Origin of the sequence: Rhodococcus koreensis, assembly GCF_017068375.1 — a bacterium.
Taxonomy (GTDB): Bacteria; Actinomycetota; Actinomycetes; order Mycobacteriales; family Mycobacteriaceae; genus Rhodococcus_F; species Rhodococcus_F koreensis.
The window spans coordinates 1575883-1591459 of record NZ_CP070609.1; the positions used below are offsets into that span (position 1 = coordinate 1575883).

A 15577-nucleotide genomic window follows, 5' to 3' on the forward strand; every position below is an offset into this window, starting at 1 on the left:
TTCCTACTTGCAGCCGGGCAGACCCGAGCTGTACACGTCGTCCGCTCCGAGGCGCGCGGCCTCGGTGAGCAGGACGTCCGCCTCGAGCTGACGGGACGCGGCGGCCGGGACACTGTCGCCGCCGAAGCGACGATCCGCCGGACGCTCGTACAGGCTGCCGCCGCCGACCATGGCCTTCGCCAGACGACGCTGACCCTCGACGGTGCGCTTGCGTGCCTGCTCGAGGTACGCCTCACGCCGGTCGGCCGGGACGGCCTCGACGAACGCCTGCGAGTGGACGACCGCGACCATGCCCGACACGTGCCCGAAGCCGAGGCTGGTCAGCAGACCGGCCTTCAGCGGGAACTGCTCGCCGAAGCGGAGCGCCTCCCGGGCCCACACGAGGTGTTCGAACTCGGCCATCTTCTCGTCGACGCAGTCGAGGCTGCGGTTCGGCGGCACGATGCCCTGGTCCAGCACCTGGCAGAGACCGATCAGCTGGAATGCTGCGGCACCACCCTTGGCGTGTCCGGTGAGGCTCTTCTGCGAGACCACGAACAGCGGTGCACCTTCGCTGCGGCCGAGTGCCCCGGCGAGGCGCTCGTGCAGCTCCGCCTCGTTGGGATCGTTGGCCGCGGTGGACGTGTCGTGCTTGGAGATCACCGAGATGTCGTCGGCACTGACACCGAGCTTGCCGAGGGACTGGGCGAGCTGCGAATCCGCTCCCCCACGACCCGCGCCGAGCGCACCGATTCCGGGAGCCGGGATCGACGTGTGGACACCGTCCGCGAACGATCCGGCGTAGGCGACCACACCGAGGACGGGCAGGCCCATCTCGAGTGCCAGGTCACCGCGGGCCAGCAGGATGGTGCCACCACCCTGCGACTCGACGAACCCGCCGCGACGACGGTCGTTGGCCCGCGAGAATCGACGGTCGTCGATCCCCTTGGCCCGCATGTCGTCGGTCTTGGCCGTGGCGGACATGTCACCGAATCCGATGATGCCCTCCGCGCTGAGGTCGTCGAACCCGCCGGCGACCACGAGCTGTGCCTTGCCGAGCTTGATCTTGTCGACGCCCTCCTCGACGGACACCGCGGCCGTGGCGCACGCCGCAACCGGGTGGACCATGGCGCCGTAACCGCCGACGTAGGACTGGACCACGTGCGCCGCAATCACATTCGGCAGGGCTTCCTGCAGGATGTCGTTCGGCCGGTTCTCACCGAGCAGCGTGTCGATGTACAGCGACCTCATGGAGGTCATGCCGCCCATGCCGGTGCCCTGGGTGTTGGCGACCAGCGAGGGGTGCACCCACCGCAGCAGTTCGCTGGGCGTGAACCCACCGGTGAGGAACGCGTCCACCGTGGCGACGATGTTCCACAGGCCCACCCGGTCGACGGAGTCGGCCATGTCGGCGGGGATGCCCCACTTGGTGACGTCGAAGCCGGTCGGGATCTGGCCACCCACGCTGCGCGTGAGCTTCATCTTGCGGGGGACGCGGATCTCGGTGCCCGCACGGCGGGTGACCTGCCAGTCACCGCTGTCCGGAACCGGGGCTGCAACCGTGTTCTCCGGGTCGGCCTCGACGAAGGCGAGTGCCTCCGCCTCGGTGCTGACCACGAAGCTCAGGTCCTTGTCGAGGAAGACCGACGTGAGCAGCGGTGCAGTGTTCTCGATCATGGCGCCGTCGTCGACGTAGCGACGGATGCCGCAGTTCTCGACGACCGTGTCGTGGTACCGGTCTGCGATCTCGGCCTCCGGAACCAGTTCCCCGGTCTCGGCGTCGTACCAGCCTGCGGACGGCGTGGTCTCCCACACGACGAGTCCGGTGTTCCAGGCGAGTTCGAGAACGCCTGCCGCCGAAAGCTCTTCGTCGACCTCCATCTCGAAGCGGGTGCGCGAGGAACCGAACGGTCCGAGCTCACCGGCGCCGACGATGACGACGAGGTCCTCCGGAGCCGCAGTGACGCCGGACCAGGCCGGAGCCACTGACGCGGAGACCCGCGGCGGGGCGGGCAGGGCCGCGATGGTGTCGAGCGCCTCCGCGACCTCGTCGGCCTCGGCGGCGGCAGCCGCAGCGTCCTGAGCCTGCTTCGCCAGAGCGGGCAGATCCAGGTTCGCCTGGGCGAGCCCACCGGTCAGATCGGCCGCGAGCGGCTCGGTGGAGGCGAGGCGACGTGCCTCGGGCTCGCACCACTGCAGCAGCTCGGTAGCCATTTCCTGGGTGGACCAGGTACGGACTCCGGCGCCTTCGACGGCCTCGACCAGCGGGTCGTTGCCGCCCATCAGGCCGGTTCCGCGGACCCAGCCGATGAGTGCGTGCACCAGGGTGACGCGCTCGGCCCAGTTGCGCTCGGCCTTCCAGCGGCCGACCACTGCGTCCAGCGCGGCCTTGGCCTCGCCGTACGCGCCGTCGCCACCGAACAGACCGCGGTTCGGGGAACCGGGCAGCACGACGTGCAGGTGGGTGTCGACGTCACGGTCGTAACCGATCTTCGACAGTCCGCCGATGAGGCGCTCCACCGACCACAGGAGTACACGCATCTCCATTTCGGCGCGGGCGCCGGCGTCGGCGAGGTCGCCTGCCACGCGGGGCGCGGCGAACGGGAACAGCAGCGTCGGGGTGACCGCTTCCTTGACCAGCTTCTTCGATCCACCGGCCGTCTCGTACTGGGCTTCACCGATCCACTCGATGAGTGCGTCGATGTCCGTGTAGGACGCCATGTTCGCGGGAACCACCCACAGGGCGGCACCGGCGCGGGCATTGCGGCGGTACAGGTCGCGGTAGAAGCCGAGACGCTTGTCGTCGAGACGCGAGGTGGTCACGAAGACCGTCGCGCCGCCGGCGAGGAGCTTCCCTGCGACCGAGGCCGCGATGGAGCCCTTGCTGGCGCCGGTGACGACGGCGACCTGGTCTGCCCATTCCGGGGTCTCGTCGGTGACGACGACTGCCGCCTCCGCGATGCGTCCGTACTTCTCGGCCAGAGCCGTGCGACCCTCGTCGGTTGCGCGGGCCTGCCACCATGCGGCCTGTGCCGCAACGGACTTGCCTGCACCGGCGAAGCCTTCGATCTCGAGGGACTCGGAGCCTGCCGCGTCGATCCAAAGACGAGCCAGGTCCTCACGTGCGCTGGCCCAGCGGTCGTCGAGGAGCACCGCCCGCTTGGCGTCGAACGCGGGAGCGACGAGTCGCGGCCAGTCGGAACCGAGTTCCGCCGACACGAGGTCGACGAGTTCGGTGTCGGTCGGCTGCGCTGCAGCCGCCGTGTCGCCGGCGAAGCCGAGCTGCTCGAGCACGAGGCGGGCAGCCGAGGCCAGCACGCCGTCGCGGCCCGTGATGTGCTCGGTGAACTCACCCAGCGCCGCTGCGTCGACGGTGCCACCGGCTCCGCCGCCCGAGGACGGGAGGGAGACGCTGATTCCGCGGCGCGAGGCGACTGCGGCCACTGCGCTGTCGATGACGGCGTCCACTGCGGCGCCGTCGGCGAGACCGCCGCCGGCCAGGCCGCCGAGGTCACCACCACGGATGCTGGAACCGTCGCGGGTTCCGAGCGCCACCTCGGCGGTGACGTGGTACGCCCAGCCGTCGCCGAGTTCCCAGACCTTCTTCACACGGTCCGCGATGGCCGCGGGACGACGACCCGAGGGGCCGAAGACCTTACGGAGGTGATCGTTGATCGAGTCGGACAGCACCGGGCCGAACGGCTTGTACGTGCGGGCCAGGGAGTCGACCGTGCCGGCGAGCGAGCCCATGTCGGCGTCTGCGGCACCGTCGATCGCGCCGAGCGAGAGCTCGGAGCCGAGGTCGACGAGCAGCTGGTTACGCCGCGAGGACACGCCGTCGCACAGCGCCTCGATCGTGTCGACGGGGCCGACCTGGTCGGGGCGGAGCTTCGTCCACAGGCTGATCAGGACCTTGGTGGCGTCGGCAGCCTTGAACGCGATGTCGTCGGGACGCGGTCCGCCGGACGGTGCGGCTGCCGGGGCCGGAGCCGCGGCGGGTGCGGCCGATGCGGCGGGAGCCGCGGCTGCGGGTGCTGCAGGCTCGTCGTCCTCGACCGGCGCCGGATCGACGTCGGTGGAGTACACGATCGCGGCTTCACGCTCGATGTTGAGGACCTCGACCGGGTAGCCGAAGCGGCCCGGCAGCTTGAGGGTCTGCGACGCGAGGTTCGCGACGGTCGGGACCGAGCCCAGACCGATCTCGACGAACCGCTCGACACCCAGTCCACCTTCGGACTCGTCGCCGAACAGCAGGTCCTGCGTCTCGATCCAGCGCACCGGGCTGGCGAACTGCCAGGCCAGGAGCTCGGTGAGGACCACGCGGGTGAGCTGAACCGGCTTCTTCGCCCAGGAGTCGAAGTCCTTCAGCACCTTGTCGAGGGGCTTCGACGGCACCAGGTCGGCGATCTCCTGCACGAACTCCTTCTCCAGGGAGAACGGCTTGGGAACCAGGTTCGGGATGTAGCGCCCGATCAGGATGGCCGGGTCGATGTCCTGCGGAAGCAGTTCCTCGAGACGTCCACGGAAGTCGTCGACGCCGCCACGCAGCACCGTCGAGTGGAACGGAACGTCGATGCCCGGAACCATGATGTACGCGCGCTTGCCGCCGAAAGCCTCACGGCGGATGTCGATTTCCTTCTCGAGCGCGTTGAGCCCGGTGACCGTGCCCGCGATGGCGTACTGCGAGCCACGCAGGTTCAGGTTCACGATCTGCATGAACTCACCGGTCGCCTCGGCGACACCGGCGACGAACGCCTCGACGTCGTCGTCGGCCAGACCGATCTGCGACGGGCGGATGGCAGCCATCCGGTAGTCGGAGCGGCCGGCCTCGTCGCGGGGCACGAGTGCGTGCATCGCGGAGCCACGCTGGAAGACCACCTCGAGGACTGCTTCGAGAGGCAGCACACCGGCGACGGCGGCGAGAGCGTTGTACTCACCGACCGAGTGGCCTGCGAGCAGGGCACCCTCGACGAACGCACCGGACTCGCGGAGCTCGGCGACCTGAGCCACACCGAGAGTCGCCATCGCGACCTGGGTGAACTGGGTCAGGTGCAGGACACCGTCCGGGTGCTTGTGCTCGACACCACGGGCCTTGACGACCGTCGGGTTGTCGCGGACCACGGCGAGGATCGAGAAGCCGAGGGCCTTGCGGGTGTGCTTGTCGGCGCGGTCCCAGATCTCGCGGGCGGCCTTGGAGCGGGCGCGGGCGTCGAGGCCCATGCCCGGACGCTGGATGCCCTGTCCGGGGAACGCGTAGACGGTCTTCGGGGCGGCGGTGCGACCGGTGGCGACCATCACGAGGTCACCGTCGATGCGGCAGCCGACCTCGACGATCTCGGCACCACGGTCAGTCGCGATGCGGTCGACGCGGACGTCGATCTCGGCGCCGGGGCGGACCATGCCGAGGAAGCGCGCGGTCCACGCGGTGAGGCGACGCGGCGGCGTCTTGGTCTCGGCCGGGTCCACGGCGGTGACGACCTGCTGGGCGGCGGCGGAGAGCCACATGCCGTGCACGATCGGGCTGCCGAGGCCGGCGAGCAGTGCCGCGTTGTCGGAGGTGTGGATCGGGTTGTGGTCGCCCGACACCTGGGCGAAGGAGCCCATGTTGCGGGGAGCCACGATCGTGGTGTCGCGGCGACGACGACGCGGGGTGTCGACGGCCGCGTCACTGAGCGAGCCACCGGCGCGGGCCGGGTCGGACAGTTCGCCCTTGCCGGTGCGGCCGCGGATCGCGAAGCGCTCCGACAGGGTGACGACGGCAGGCGCATCCAGGCCCTCGCCGAGCATGGCGCCGACCTCGACCTTGACCTCGACGACGCGGCCCAGGTCGGTGTCGAGAACCGAGGCGACCTCGGCCTTGACGACGAGAATGCTGGTCTCCGAAGGCAGTTCGCCGACGAAGTCGACGCCGTGGTCCAGGTGGACCAGGTCGAGCATGCCCTCGATGACGGAGAGCGAGTCTTCGGTCTTGGCGGCACCGAGCACGGCGAACACGGCCGGCCAGCAGGCGCCGACGACCACGTCGGGAACGGCCTTGCCGCTCACGCTCAGCGTCGTGGGCAGACCCGAACCGGTGACACCGGCGTGGTCGGCGACCAGGTCGGGCGTCCACGCCAGGTTGAGCCGTGCGACACCGTTCTTGACGGCGGGCAGTTCCTGACCGGCCGCGACCGCGAGGAGAGCCGTCATGGACTTCTCGGCGTCGGCCTCGGTGACCACGGGGGCGCCACCGTCGACGACGGACGCGGGAACGGTGAGGGTGATCTCGACCGACTTGCCTGCGACCAGCGGGACGGTGAGGAGCACCTGGCGGTCCTCGATCACGGACAGCTCGGCACCGGTGGTCTCGTGGACCGCGCGGGTGTCGGACTCGACCGACCACTTGTCGAGGTCACCGAGCCGGCGAACCGGGTTCAGCGTCAGGCGCGAGGCCCACTGGATGTCGGGAGCCGAGAGAACGGTGTCGAGGAGGCCGCGGGCGATGTCCGCGTGACGACGTGCAAGCAGCGACTGCGGCTCGGCACCGGCGGTGACCAGCTCGTCGTAGGTGGCCTTCTCGAAGCGGTCCAGCAGCTCGCCGACGGGCTCATCGGCGCGCGTGATGCCTGCAACGGCGACGGTGCCGGGGATGACGCAGACCTGGTCCGCCGTGTAGCGGGGATCGTGCGCCTGCCACAGCGAGTCGGAACGCCACCAGCGGCGGACGTCACCGTCCACGACGGGCACGAAGTTGACCGGCTTGCCGGGGGTCTTGCACAGCGAGACGAAGAACGACACATCCGCGGGGTGCAGAACCGTGGTCGCGTAGTCGGGGTACTGAGCCTGCAGGGCGCAGATTGCCGCCTCGGGACGCTCGAGGATCGCATCGTCGGCGAACAGGGTGGGGATGGGTCCGCGGTCGACCGGGTGCAGACGCGACTCGGTGCGCTGCAGCATCTCACCGAAGCGCGCACGCCAGGTGATGTCGATCCACGGGCTCTCGGTGGCCTCGATGATGGCGTCCTGGAGGTCGGTGCCGCAGTCGAATGCCTTCGCCGCGTCGATGCCGACGGCCAGCTCGAGGTAGCGGCGCAGCCACTGCTCGTACGTCATCGTCGCGACGTCGCCGAAGAACGGCTTCGCCGTGACGTTCAGGGCCTCGATGATCTCGTCGCGACGCTCGGCGACGGCGTCGGCGTCGCCGGCGACCTCGTCGAGCAGGCGCCCGGTGCGGGACGCGGCGTTGTCGATCTCGTGGATGTCGGCGCCGAGCTGGCTACGGCCGGAGGCCATGCCGCCCTCGGCGGTGCCCGCACCGACCCAGTCCGGGGTACCGGGGGTGTCGACGAGGAGCTGCTTGACCTCGGGAGACGTGGTCGCCTCGAGGGTGGCCATGGCGGCGGTGCCGACCAGGATGCCGTCCAGCGGCATCGCCGGGAAGCCGTGCGCGACGGACCAGCGTCCGGTCAGGTAGTCCGCAGCCTGCTCGGGCGTGCCGATGCCGCCACCGACGCACAGGACCAGGTTCGGCCGGGTACGCAGCTCGGCGTAGGTGTCGAGGAGCAGGTCGTCCAGGTCCTCCCACGAGTGGTGGCCACCGGCGCGGCCGCCCTCGATGTGGGCGATGACGGGGAACGAGGGAACCTCGTTGGCGATGCGGATGACGGAGCGGATCTGCGCGACCGTGCCCGGCTTGAATGCGACGTAGCTGAATCCACCCTCGACGAGGTCGTCGATGATCGAGACGGCGTCCTCGAGCTCGGGGATGCCTGCGGTGACGACGACACCGTCGAACGGTGCACCGGCTGCGCGGGCCTTCGGGACGAGGCGCTTGCCACCGACGTGGAGCTTCCACAGGTAGGGGTCGAGGAACATCGAGTTGAACTGCACGGCGCGGCCCGGCTCGAGCAGCCCGGTGAGCTTCTCGACGTTGTCGGCGAAGATCTGCTCGGTGACCTGGCCACCGCCGGCGAGCTCGGCCCAGTGGCCTGCGTTGGCGGCAGCGGCGACGATCTTCGGGTCGACCGTGGTCGGGGTCATGCCCGCGAGCAGGATCGGCGAACGACCGGTCAGCTTCGTGAAGGCGGTCTCGACGCCGATGCGTCCGCCCGGCAGCGACACCGGCTTCGGGAGGAACTCGGTCCATGCGGCGGGAACCTCGGGGGTTGCGCCCGGGGTCAGCAGGTTGCGGTGACCGCCACGGGTCGCGGCGGCGACGATCCCGACGCCCTGGCCGCGAACACTGGCCGACGTCATGCGGGTGAGGAGGTCACCGGGTCCGAGGTCCAGGATCCATCCGGCACCGGCTTCGATGGTGCCGTCGACGGCCTCGACCCAGTCGACGGGATCGACGAGGCAGGCGCTCGTGAGGGCACGGGCCTTCTCCTCGTCGAGACCGCAGCGCACGGCCCACTGGCCGACGATGTCGATCGTCTCCGCGAGTGCGGGGTGGTGGAAGCCGATCTCGACCGCGAGGGGCTCGAAGACGGGCGCGAAGATGGAGCCGCCGCGCTTCTTGGCGTCGCGCTCACGGGCCTCGTCGGCCTCGATCTGCTCGCACCGCTGCTGGACGCGCGCCAGCTGGGCGGGCGGGCCGGACAGGACGACGCGGCGACGGGCGTTGCGGATGCCGAGAACCGCTGCACGCTCGGGCTCGAGGCCCTCGGCGAGCTCCTCGACGATCTGACGGAGCCGTTCCGGATCGACGTTGGAGACGGCCAGCATCGGGGTGGCGTCGGCGGCGGAGATGACTCCACGACGACGGCCGACGAGACCGGCGGCAGCACCGATGAGCTGAGCGAGGGCGAGGAGTTCGCCGTCCTTCTGACCGGAGGAGGCGACGGCCTCAGCGGCGAGGAGTCCCTGGGAGTGGCCGATCACCGACACGGGAGCCGTAACCGCGGGATCGAGGCCCTGAGCTGCCAGCGCACGCAGCGCTGCGATCTGGGTGAGGAAGACGCCGGGGAGGGACACCGCCGCCGAGGTGAGCGCTGCCGCGGAAGGTCCGGACGCCTGGGCGTCGTCCTCTTCGTCGGCGAGTTCCTGCTCGAGGATCCATGCGATGGGGTCGAATCCGACCGGGCGCACGACGAGCAGCTCCTGCGCCACGGGGGCGAGGAAGTCGGCCGCGTCGTTGACGAGGGTGGTGAGTGCCGGCTCGAGTCCGTTGTCGCGGCTCAGTTCCTCGAGCGAGCTCAGCCAGGGTGCGCCCTGACCGCCGAAGGCGAGCGCGTACGGCTCACCTCCGAGCAGACGATCCACCAGGGTGCCCTTGCTCGACGACCGAGTGTCGTCCCGGTCTACGCCGATGCGCCGCGAACCCTTCGAGTTGCTTCCGTTTCCTGCGGGTGTCGTGTCGTCAATCGTCACGCGTATGTCCTCTCCTGGTCCCCTCTGGGGGGAGGTGGGGATAGTGTCTGCCGCCCTCGGCATCGTGTGCCAGCTGTATCGGCTCTGATCAGCTCTTCCGGGCTGCTCAAGGTTGACACAGAATCATGAGGATTTCCTCACGTTCACGAGCCGCAGCGGTGTCACAGCCGTGCATCGGAGAAATATCGCGTGATGTCCCTCACAGACCTACCGCGAAGTGACCGGCGGGTAGATCGCGTCCCCGCTGGACGTAGGCGGTGCAAGGACGTCCAAGAACCTGAGGAAAGCCTCACATTAATCGTTATCAATTCGTTACCACCTTGACGAAGTCCCAGGTTCATGCACGTATGCGCCCTCGAAACCGGGTCCGGAGCGCGACGAAAGCGAACCTGTCGGACCCTCGCACTAATGTTCGATTCCAGGAACAGTCGACAGCCATTCTCCGGGGGAAGAAATGAGCACAGCCCACGTCCGCGCCCTACTCGATCACGTCACCGCCGAACTGCCGCGAGAGTCGTGGCCGCACTGGACGGAGGGCTGGCCGCAGGAGATCGAAGCCGCCCTCCTCGACGCCGCCTTCTCCGCCCGCGCGACGTACGGCACGCCCACCTCCGGGGTCCGCGCCGTCATCACCCGCTGGCGCGATCACCGCGCCGCGCCCCTCGACGACCTCACCGCACTCGCTGCGCACGCCGACGAACCCGAGGGCCTCCTGGCGGTCCTGAACAACCGGCAGCGGGTGCCGGGGAACTACACCACCAAGGCCGAGGCCGTCGCATCGGCGGCACGCGCGCTCGCCGAACTGGGCTGCACCACCTCCGCGGATCTCCGCGACGACGACGCGCAGCGGAGCGCCGTCGTCGCCGTGCCCGGGTTCGGAGCGGCCACCTGGGAATGCTTCGCCATGCAACTCGGCGTGCCCACACCCGCATCTCGCGCAGTGGTGTGCGACTTTCTCGGCGAGGCACTCGACCTCGAATCACCCGCAACCGCAACACAGGCGGACGACCTCATCGCCGCCACGGCAGCGCGGCTCGAGATCACGCCCGCCACCTTCACCCATGCCGTCTGGCGATACCAGCGCCGGCAGCGACGGGCCGCAGGTGCGAAATGAAGTACACGCGTGAAGCCCTCGACAGGCGGTCGCGGAATCGACGAGCTATGCCGGCGTCGTGCGCTACCTCGGACTGAAACCCGCGGGTGGGACGCATGCGCACCTGCGGCGTCGGATCAGAGCACTCGCAATCGACACCTCGCACTTCACGGGACAGGCGCACACCAAGGGCAAGCCCGCCCAAAACCGAATGGCGTGGCAGGAGATCCTGGTCCGGCGTCCGGCCGACAGCAGGCGCGTTGCACCTCACCTACTGCGCCGCGCCCTGATCGAGGCTGGGGTCGAATACACATGCGTCCTGTGCGGACTCGGTGACGACTGGTGCGGACTCCCATTGATCCTGCACGTGGACCACGTGCAGGGAGACCCGTCCGATTCCCGCTTGGAGGAAGTTCGATTTCTGTGCCCCAACTGCCACAGTCAGACTGCGACGTGGGCCGGGCGGAAGAGCGGGAACGGAGGCGAGCACACCGGCTGACACGTGTGCGCCGGAGTGTCGCGCTCACATGGCGTAGTCTGTGCTTCGCGCGCGAGTGGCGGAAGGGTAGACGCGTCAGGTTTAGGTCCTGGTGTCTGAAAGGACGTGGGGGTTCGAATCCCCCCTCGCGCACTTCTCGGCCCTGCCGATTTCGGTAGCCGTGCAATCCGAGCGCCACAACGCTGTGACCGCCGCCATAGCGGCAACCTCTCCTAGCAGCGCATTCGGCGATTCAGGTACCGTCGTTACGTGTCCGGTAACCGTAAGCAACGCCGCCCCGCGCTGATCCTGTTGGTGGTCGTCGGGGCTGTCGGGTGCCTCGCACTCGGCTGGTGGCAGTGGACACGTTTCGAAGCGGTGGGCGGAACGGGTCAGAATCTCGGGTACGCATTCCAGTGGCCGCTGTTCGCGGCGTTCCTGGTCTACGCCTATCGGCGCTTCGTGCAGCTCGAGGACGCCGAGCCGGCAGACACCACCGAGGTCCCGGCCGCGCCCGCCGAACTGAGGGAAATCCCTGCGGACGTCCTGCCCCCGCGCCCCGCGGCGGCCGAGGACGACGACCCGGACGACCTCGAGAGCCGGCAGATTTCGCAGTACAACCAGTACCTCGCCGAGCTGTCCGCTCGCGAGACCGATAGGAGCACCACGTGAGCACGGGCCAAGACGAGACGACTGCCGGTTCGGTCGCAGATACCGCGAAGCAGAAGAAGATCGCCCCCGCGCTCCTGCGCTACCGCGTCCTCGCCTACGCCACCGGTGTGTGGCTGCTGGTCCTCACCGCAGAGATGGTGGCCAAGTACATCTTCAAGGTCGACAACCTGCCCACCTGGATCGCCGTGGTCCACGGCTGGGTGTACTTCGTCTACCTGCTGGTGACGCTCGACCTGGCGGTCAAGGTGCGCTGGCCCGCGGGCCGGACGGTCGGAACGCTCCTCGCGGGCACCATCCCGTTCCTGTCGTTCTACGTGGAGCATCAGCGGACCAAGCAGGTCCGCCGCGACTTCGATCTCTGATCGAGCCGCTGAGCTCCGTCACATGACGACCGGCTGACCGGTGATCATCGCGATCACGTAGGTCAGCCAGCCGAGCGGTGTCTGCGGCACCATCATCGGCAACATACGACCCTCCTGCCCTGCAGCGGAATGTGTGCCCCTGCAGGGTAGCGAGTGTCAGCGTCCGGTGAGCGCCGCCAGGGCGGGGACGAGTTGGACGAGCGCCCGCCCTCGGTGCGAGGAGGCGTCCTTCTCCTCGGGTGAGAGCTGGGCGGCCGATCGAGTGTCCCCTTCGGGCACGAACACCGGGTCGTAGCCGAATCCACCGTCGCCGACCGGCTCACCGGCGACGCTGCCCCGCCATTCGCCCCGGACCACCGTTTCGTCGCCGCCGGGTACGACGAGCGCGCACGCCGAGACGAACGCCGCTCCCCTGCGGTCTTCGGGCACGTCCGCGAGCTGCGCCAGGACCAGCGCGGTGTTCGCGGGATCGTTCCCGTGCGTGCCCGACCACCGGGCGGACAGGATTCCGGGCATACCGTTCAGCGCGTCTACTTCGATTCCGGAATCGTCTGCGACGCAGGGCAATCCGGTGGCGGCGGCACCGTCGCGCGCTTTCGCGAGGGCGTTCTCCTCGAACGTCGCGCCGGTTTCGGGGGCCTCGGGGTATTCGGGCACGGCGTCGAGCCCGACCAGTTCGATCCCGTCGACACCGGCCGCCGCGAGCACGCGATGCAGTTCCCGGAGTTTCTTCGCGTTGCGGCTGGCCACCAGCACCCGTGTGGTTTCCGGCAACGCCCTAGCTCCCGAACTTCTTCTTCGACGTCTCCGGGACCTTCGGCTCGGGAAGCTCACCGGGATAGGGCAGTTCGAGTGCCGCCTTCTGGATCTCGAACAGCTGCTCGCAGCCTGCGAGTGCGGAGTCCAGCAGTTTGTCGAGCGTGCTCCGCGGGAAGGTCGCGCCTTCGCCGGTGCCCTGGATTTCGACGAGGGTGCCGGTGTCGGTGGCGACCACGTTCATGTCGACCTCGGCGCGCGAATCCTCCTCGTATGGCAGGTCGAGGCGCACACGGCCGTCGACGACGCCCACGCTGACCGCGGCGATGCCGCAGGAGATGGGCTGAGGGTCGGCGAGGCGGCCTGCGGCACGGAGATAGGTCACCGCGTCGACGAGAGCCACGTAGGCGCCGGTGATGGCGGCGGTGCGGGTTCCGCCGTCGGCCTGCAGGACGTCGCAGTCGAGGGCGATGGTGTTCTCACCGATGGCCGCGAGATCGATGCAGGCGCGGAGGGAGCGTCCGACGAGACGGCTGATCTCCTGGGTGCGTCCCCCGACCTTGCCCTTGACGGACTCTCGGCCGCTGCGGGTGTGGGTGGCGGCGGGCAGCATGGCGTATTCGGCGGTCAGCCAGCCGAGCCCGGAGCCCTGACGCCAGCGGGGAACGCCGTCCTCGACGCTGGCGGTGCACATCACCCGGGTGTTTCCGAATTCCACCAGCACCGATCCCGCGGGATGAGTGGTGAAGCCTCGGGTGATCTTGACCTCGCGGAGTTCGTCGTCCGCCCTGCCGTCTTCTCGTGTGGTCACAGCGGAGAGCCTAGTCGTCCCCGGGTGGGGCGCGGACACGGCGTCAGACGGTGTAGACGCCGCCCGCGGACACTGCGTGCACGGGACCGGAGAATTCGGCCTTGGCCTCGGCGATGACGTCTTCGCGGGACGTCCACGGCGGGATGTGGGTGAGCAGCAGTTCGGCGACACCCGCGCGGTGCGCGACCTGGCCGGCCTCGGTGCCCGAGAGGTGGATTCCTTCGGGCCGATCCGGGCCGTGTGTCCACGACGCCTCGGCGAGCAGCACGTCGGCGTCGCGGGCAAGTTCGATCACTTCTTCGCACATGCCGGTGTCGCCGGTGTAGACGAGGGTCCGTCCGGCGCCGTTGGTCAGGCGGAACCCGTAGGCCTCGGGCGGGTGGTTGACCCGCCGGGCCGTGATGGTGAGATCGCCGACCGTGACCGGTTCGCCGTCGGCCCAGTGGTGCAGATCGATCGTGTCGGAGATGTCGTCGATGTCGCCGCCGCACTCGGCGGACGCGACGCCGATCCGGCGGGCGGTGTCGGACGGGCCGTAGACGAGGGCGCGTCCCTTCGGCGGGTTCGGATGATAGCGACGCCAGACGAGGAGTCCGGGGAGGTCCAGGCAGTGGTCCGCGTGCAGATGACTGAGGAGGACGGACACCTCGCCGGGATCGGCGAACCGCTGGAGCGCACCGAGGACACCGGGTCCGAAGTCGAGTACGAGCGGCGGTGTGTCCGGCGCGGTCAACAGATAACCCGATGCAGGTGAGTCTGGTCCGGAGACGCTCCCTGAACATCCCAGGACGGTAATGCGCATACCCGCCATGCTGCCACGACGACCCGTTTCGGAAAAAGCTTCCGACGGAATTGGCGCGTCGACCTCACAACCGATGGGGAAATGTGACCTGACCATGCTGATCTACCGTGGATCCGGCCCCGTTACCGTTCCCACGCCTCTTCGAGGACCTGGACCTGTGGGTCGTAGGTTCCGGTCGAGAGGTATTTCCATCCGCCGTCGGCGACCACGAAGGCGATGTCGGCGCGCTGCCCCGACTCGACGGCGGACCACGCCACGTCGAGTGCGGCATGGAGATTGGCGCCGGTGGACGTGCCTGCGAAGATTCCCTCGACGTCGATCAGCTCGCGGGTGCGCTGGATCGCCTCGGCGTGACGCACCCGGAATCGGCGGGTGAGCACCGACTCGTCGTACAACTCCGGGACGAATCCCTCTTCGATGTTGCGGAGACCGCAGACCATCTCCCCGAAGCGCGGTTCCGCGGCCACGATCTCGACACCGTCGACGTGTTCGCGGAGGAACCGGCCCGTCCCCATCAGGGTTCCGGTGGTGCCGAGCCCCGCCACGAAATGGGTGATCTCGGGCAGGTCCCGCAGGATCTCCGGGCCCGTCGTCTCGTAGTGCGCCATCGCGTTGGCCGGGTTGCCGTACTGGTAGAGCAGTACCCAGTCCGGATTCTCGTCCGACAGTCGCATCGCGACGGCGACCGCCTCGTTGGACCCACCGGCGGCCGGGGAGTCGATGATCCGGGCGCCGAACATCGTCAGGAGCTGGCGGCGTTCCATCGACGTGTTCTCGGGCATCACGCAGATCAGCTGGTAGCCCTTCAATTTGGCGGCCATGGCCAGGGAGATGCCGGTGTTTCCGCTGGTCGATTCGAGAATCGTCGACCCCGGGGTCAGACGGCCGTCCCGTTCGGCCTGCTCGATCATGCGCAGTGCCGGGCGATCCTTGATCGAACCGGTGGGATTGTGATCCTCGAGCTTGGCCCACAACCGCACCGGATTGCTGCCGTTCCAGCGTGGCGACAGCCGGGGCAGGCCGACGAGTGGAGTGTTCCCGAGAGTGTCGATGTACGAATCGAACCTTGCCACGTCAGCGATCAGCCTTCCGTGACTACACGGCGTACGGACGGACACTCGCTGTCGACGTCGGGGGTCGAATCTGTGACAGCCATGATCAACTCCTGAGGGTGCGGTGGGGTGCGGCGACGGAGGTCCGCCGCTGGGGACGCCCGGACATCGGCGACACGGCATGTGCGCGAATCCGCGAGCTCGACCCCCTCGACCGACCCTCC

The 15577-nt window shown here is 69.0% G+C and carries 8 protein-coding genes, 1 tRNA gene and 1 pseudogene; 5 read left to right on the top strand and 5 right to left on the bottom strand.

Translation table 11 applies throughout. The features are described 5' to 3' along the window. Positions 1-3 precede the first annotated feature (3 nt). Positions 4-9327 carry a type I polyketide synthase gene (locus JWS14_RS07340; protein WP_206012774.1) on the bottom strand — a complete coding sequence of 3108 codons (9324 nt, stop codon included), beginning with the start codon at positions 9325-9327 and terminating at the stop codon, positions 4-6. 454 nt (positions 9328-9781) lie between these two features. Between JWS14_RS07340 and JWS14_RS07345 the strand changes: the two genes are divergently transcribed. From JWS14_RS07345 to JWS14_RS07360, 5 genes and pseudogenes are all read left to right on the top strand, one after another. Then, positions 9782-10441, top strand: coding sequence for a hypothetical protein (locus JWS14_RS07345; RefSeq protein ID WP_072947026.1), 660 nt, complete (start codon positions 9782-9784; stop codon positions 10439-10441). Continuing rightward, positions 10438-10919: pseudogene (locus JWS14_RS49990) on the top strand (HNH endonuclease). The gene JWS14_RS07345 and the pseudogene JWS14_RS49990 overlap by 4 nt, the downstream one beginning before the upstream one ends. Before the next feature lie 49 nt (positions 10920-10968). Beyond that, a tRNA-Leu gene (locus JWS14_RS07350) sits at positions 10969-11051 on the top strand. Positions 11052-11168: 117 nt separating this feature from the next. Next, complete coding sequence (locus JWS14_RS07355; protein WP_072947024.1) at positions 11169-11570, top strand: transcriptional regulator; 402 nt, start codon at positions 11169-11171, stop codon at positions 11568-11570. Continuing rightward, positions 11567-11932, top strand: a complete 366-nt coding sequence (locus tag JWS14_RS07360) for a DUF3817 domain-containing protein (protein ID WP_095864954.1) — start codon at positions 11567-11569, stop codon at positions 11930-11932. Before JWS14_RS07355 ends, JWS14_RS07360 begins: the two co-directional genes overlap by 4 nt. A 156-nt stretch (positions 11933-12088) precedes the next feature. Here JWS14_RS07360 and rdgB read toward each other — a convergent pair whose 3' ends face one another. The 4 genes from rdgB to JWS14_RS07380 form a co-directional block, all read right to left on the bottom strand. After that, complete coding sequence (gene rdgB / locus JWS14_RS07365; RefSeq protein ID WP_072947020.1) at positions 12089-12706, bottom strand: RdgB/HAM1 family non-canonical purine NTP pyrophosphatase; 618 nt, start codon at positions 12704-12706, stop codon at positions 12089-12091. Positions 12707-12710: 4 nt separating this feature from the next. Continuing rightward, positions 12711-13499: a ribonuclease PH gene (rph, locus tag JWS14_RS07370; RefSeq protein ID WP_072947017.1), complete on the bottom strand. Its 789-nt coding sequence runs from the start codon at positions 13497-13499 to the stop codon at positions 12711-12713. A gap of 43 nt (positions 13500-13542) precedes the next feature. Then, a complete protein-coding gene (locus JWS14_RS07375) occupies positions 13543-14301 on the bottom strand; it encodes a cyclic nucleotide-degrading phosphodiesterase (RefSeq protein WP_072947015.1) in 759 nt (252 codons plus the stop codon). Between the two features lie 122 nt (positions 14302-14423). Next, positions 14424-15374 (bottom strand): PLP-dependent cysteine synthase family protein, encoded by a 951-nt coding sequence (locus JWS14_RS07380; RefSeq protein ID WP_072947010.1) that lies wholly within the window; start codon positions 15372-15374, stop codon positions 14424-14426. Positions 15375-15577: the final 203 nt, after the last annotated feature.

What these genes read in the sequence shown, in the direction of transcription:
- JWS14_RS07345 (WP_072947026.1), top strand. Translation starts at nt 9,782, where the DNA reads ATGAGCACAGCCCACGTCCGCGCCCTACTCGATCACGTCACCGCCGAA.
- JWS14_RS07375 (WP_072947015.1), bottom strand. Translation starts at nt 14,301, where the DNA reads ATGCGCATTACCGTCCTGGGATGTTCAGGGAGCGTCTCCGGACCAGAC.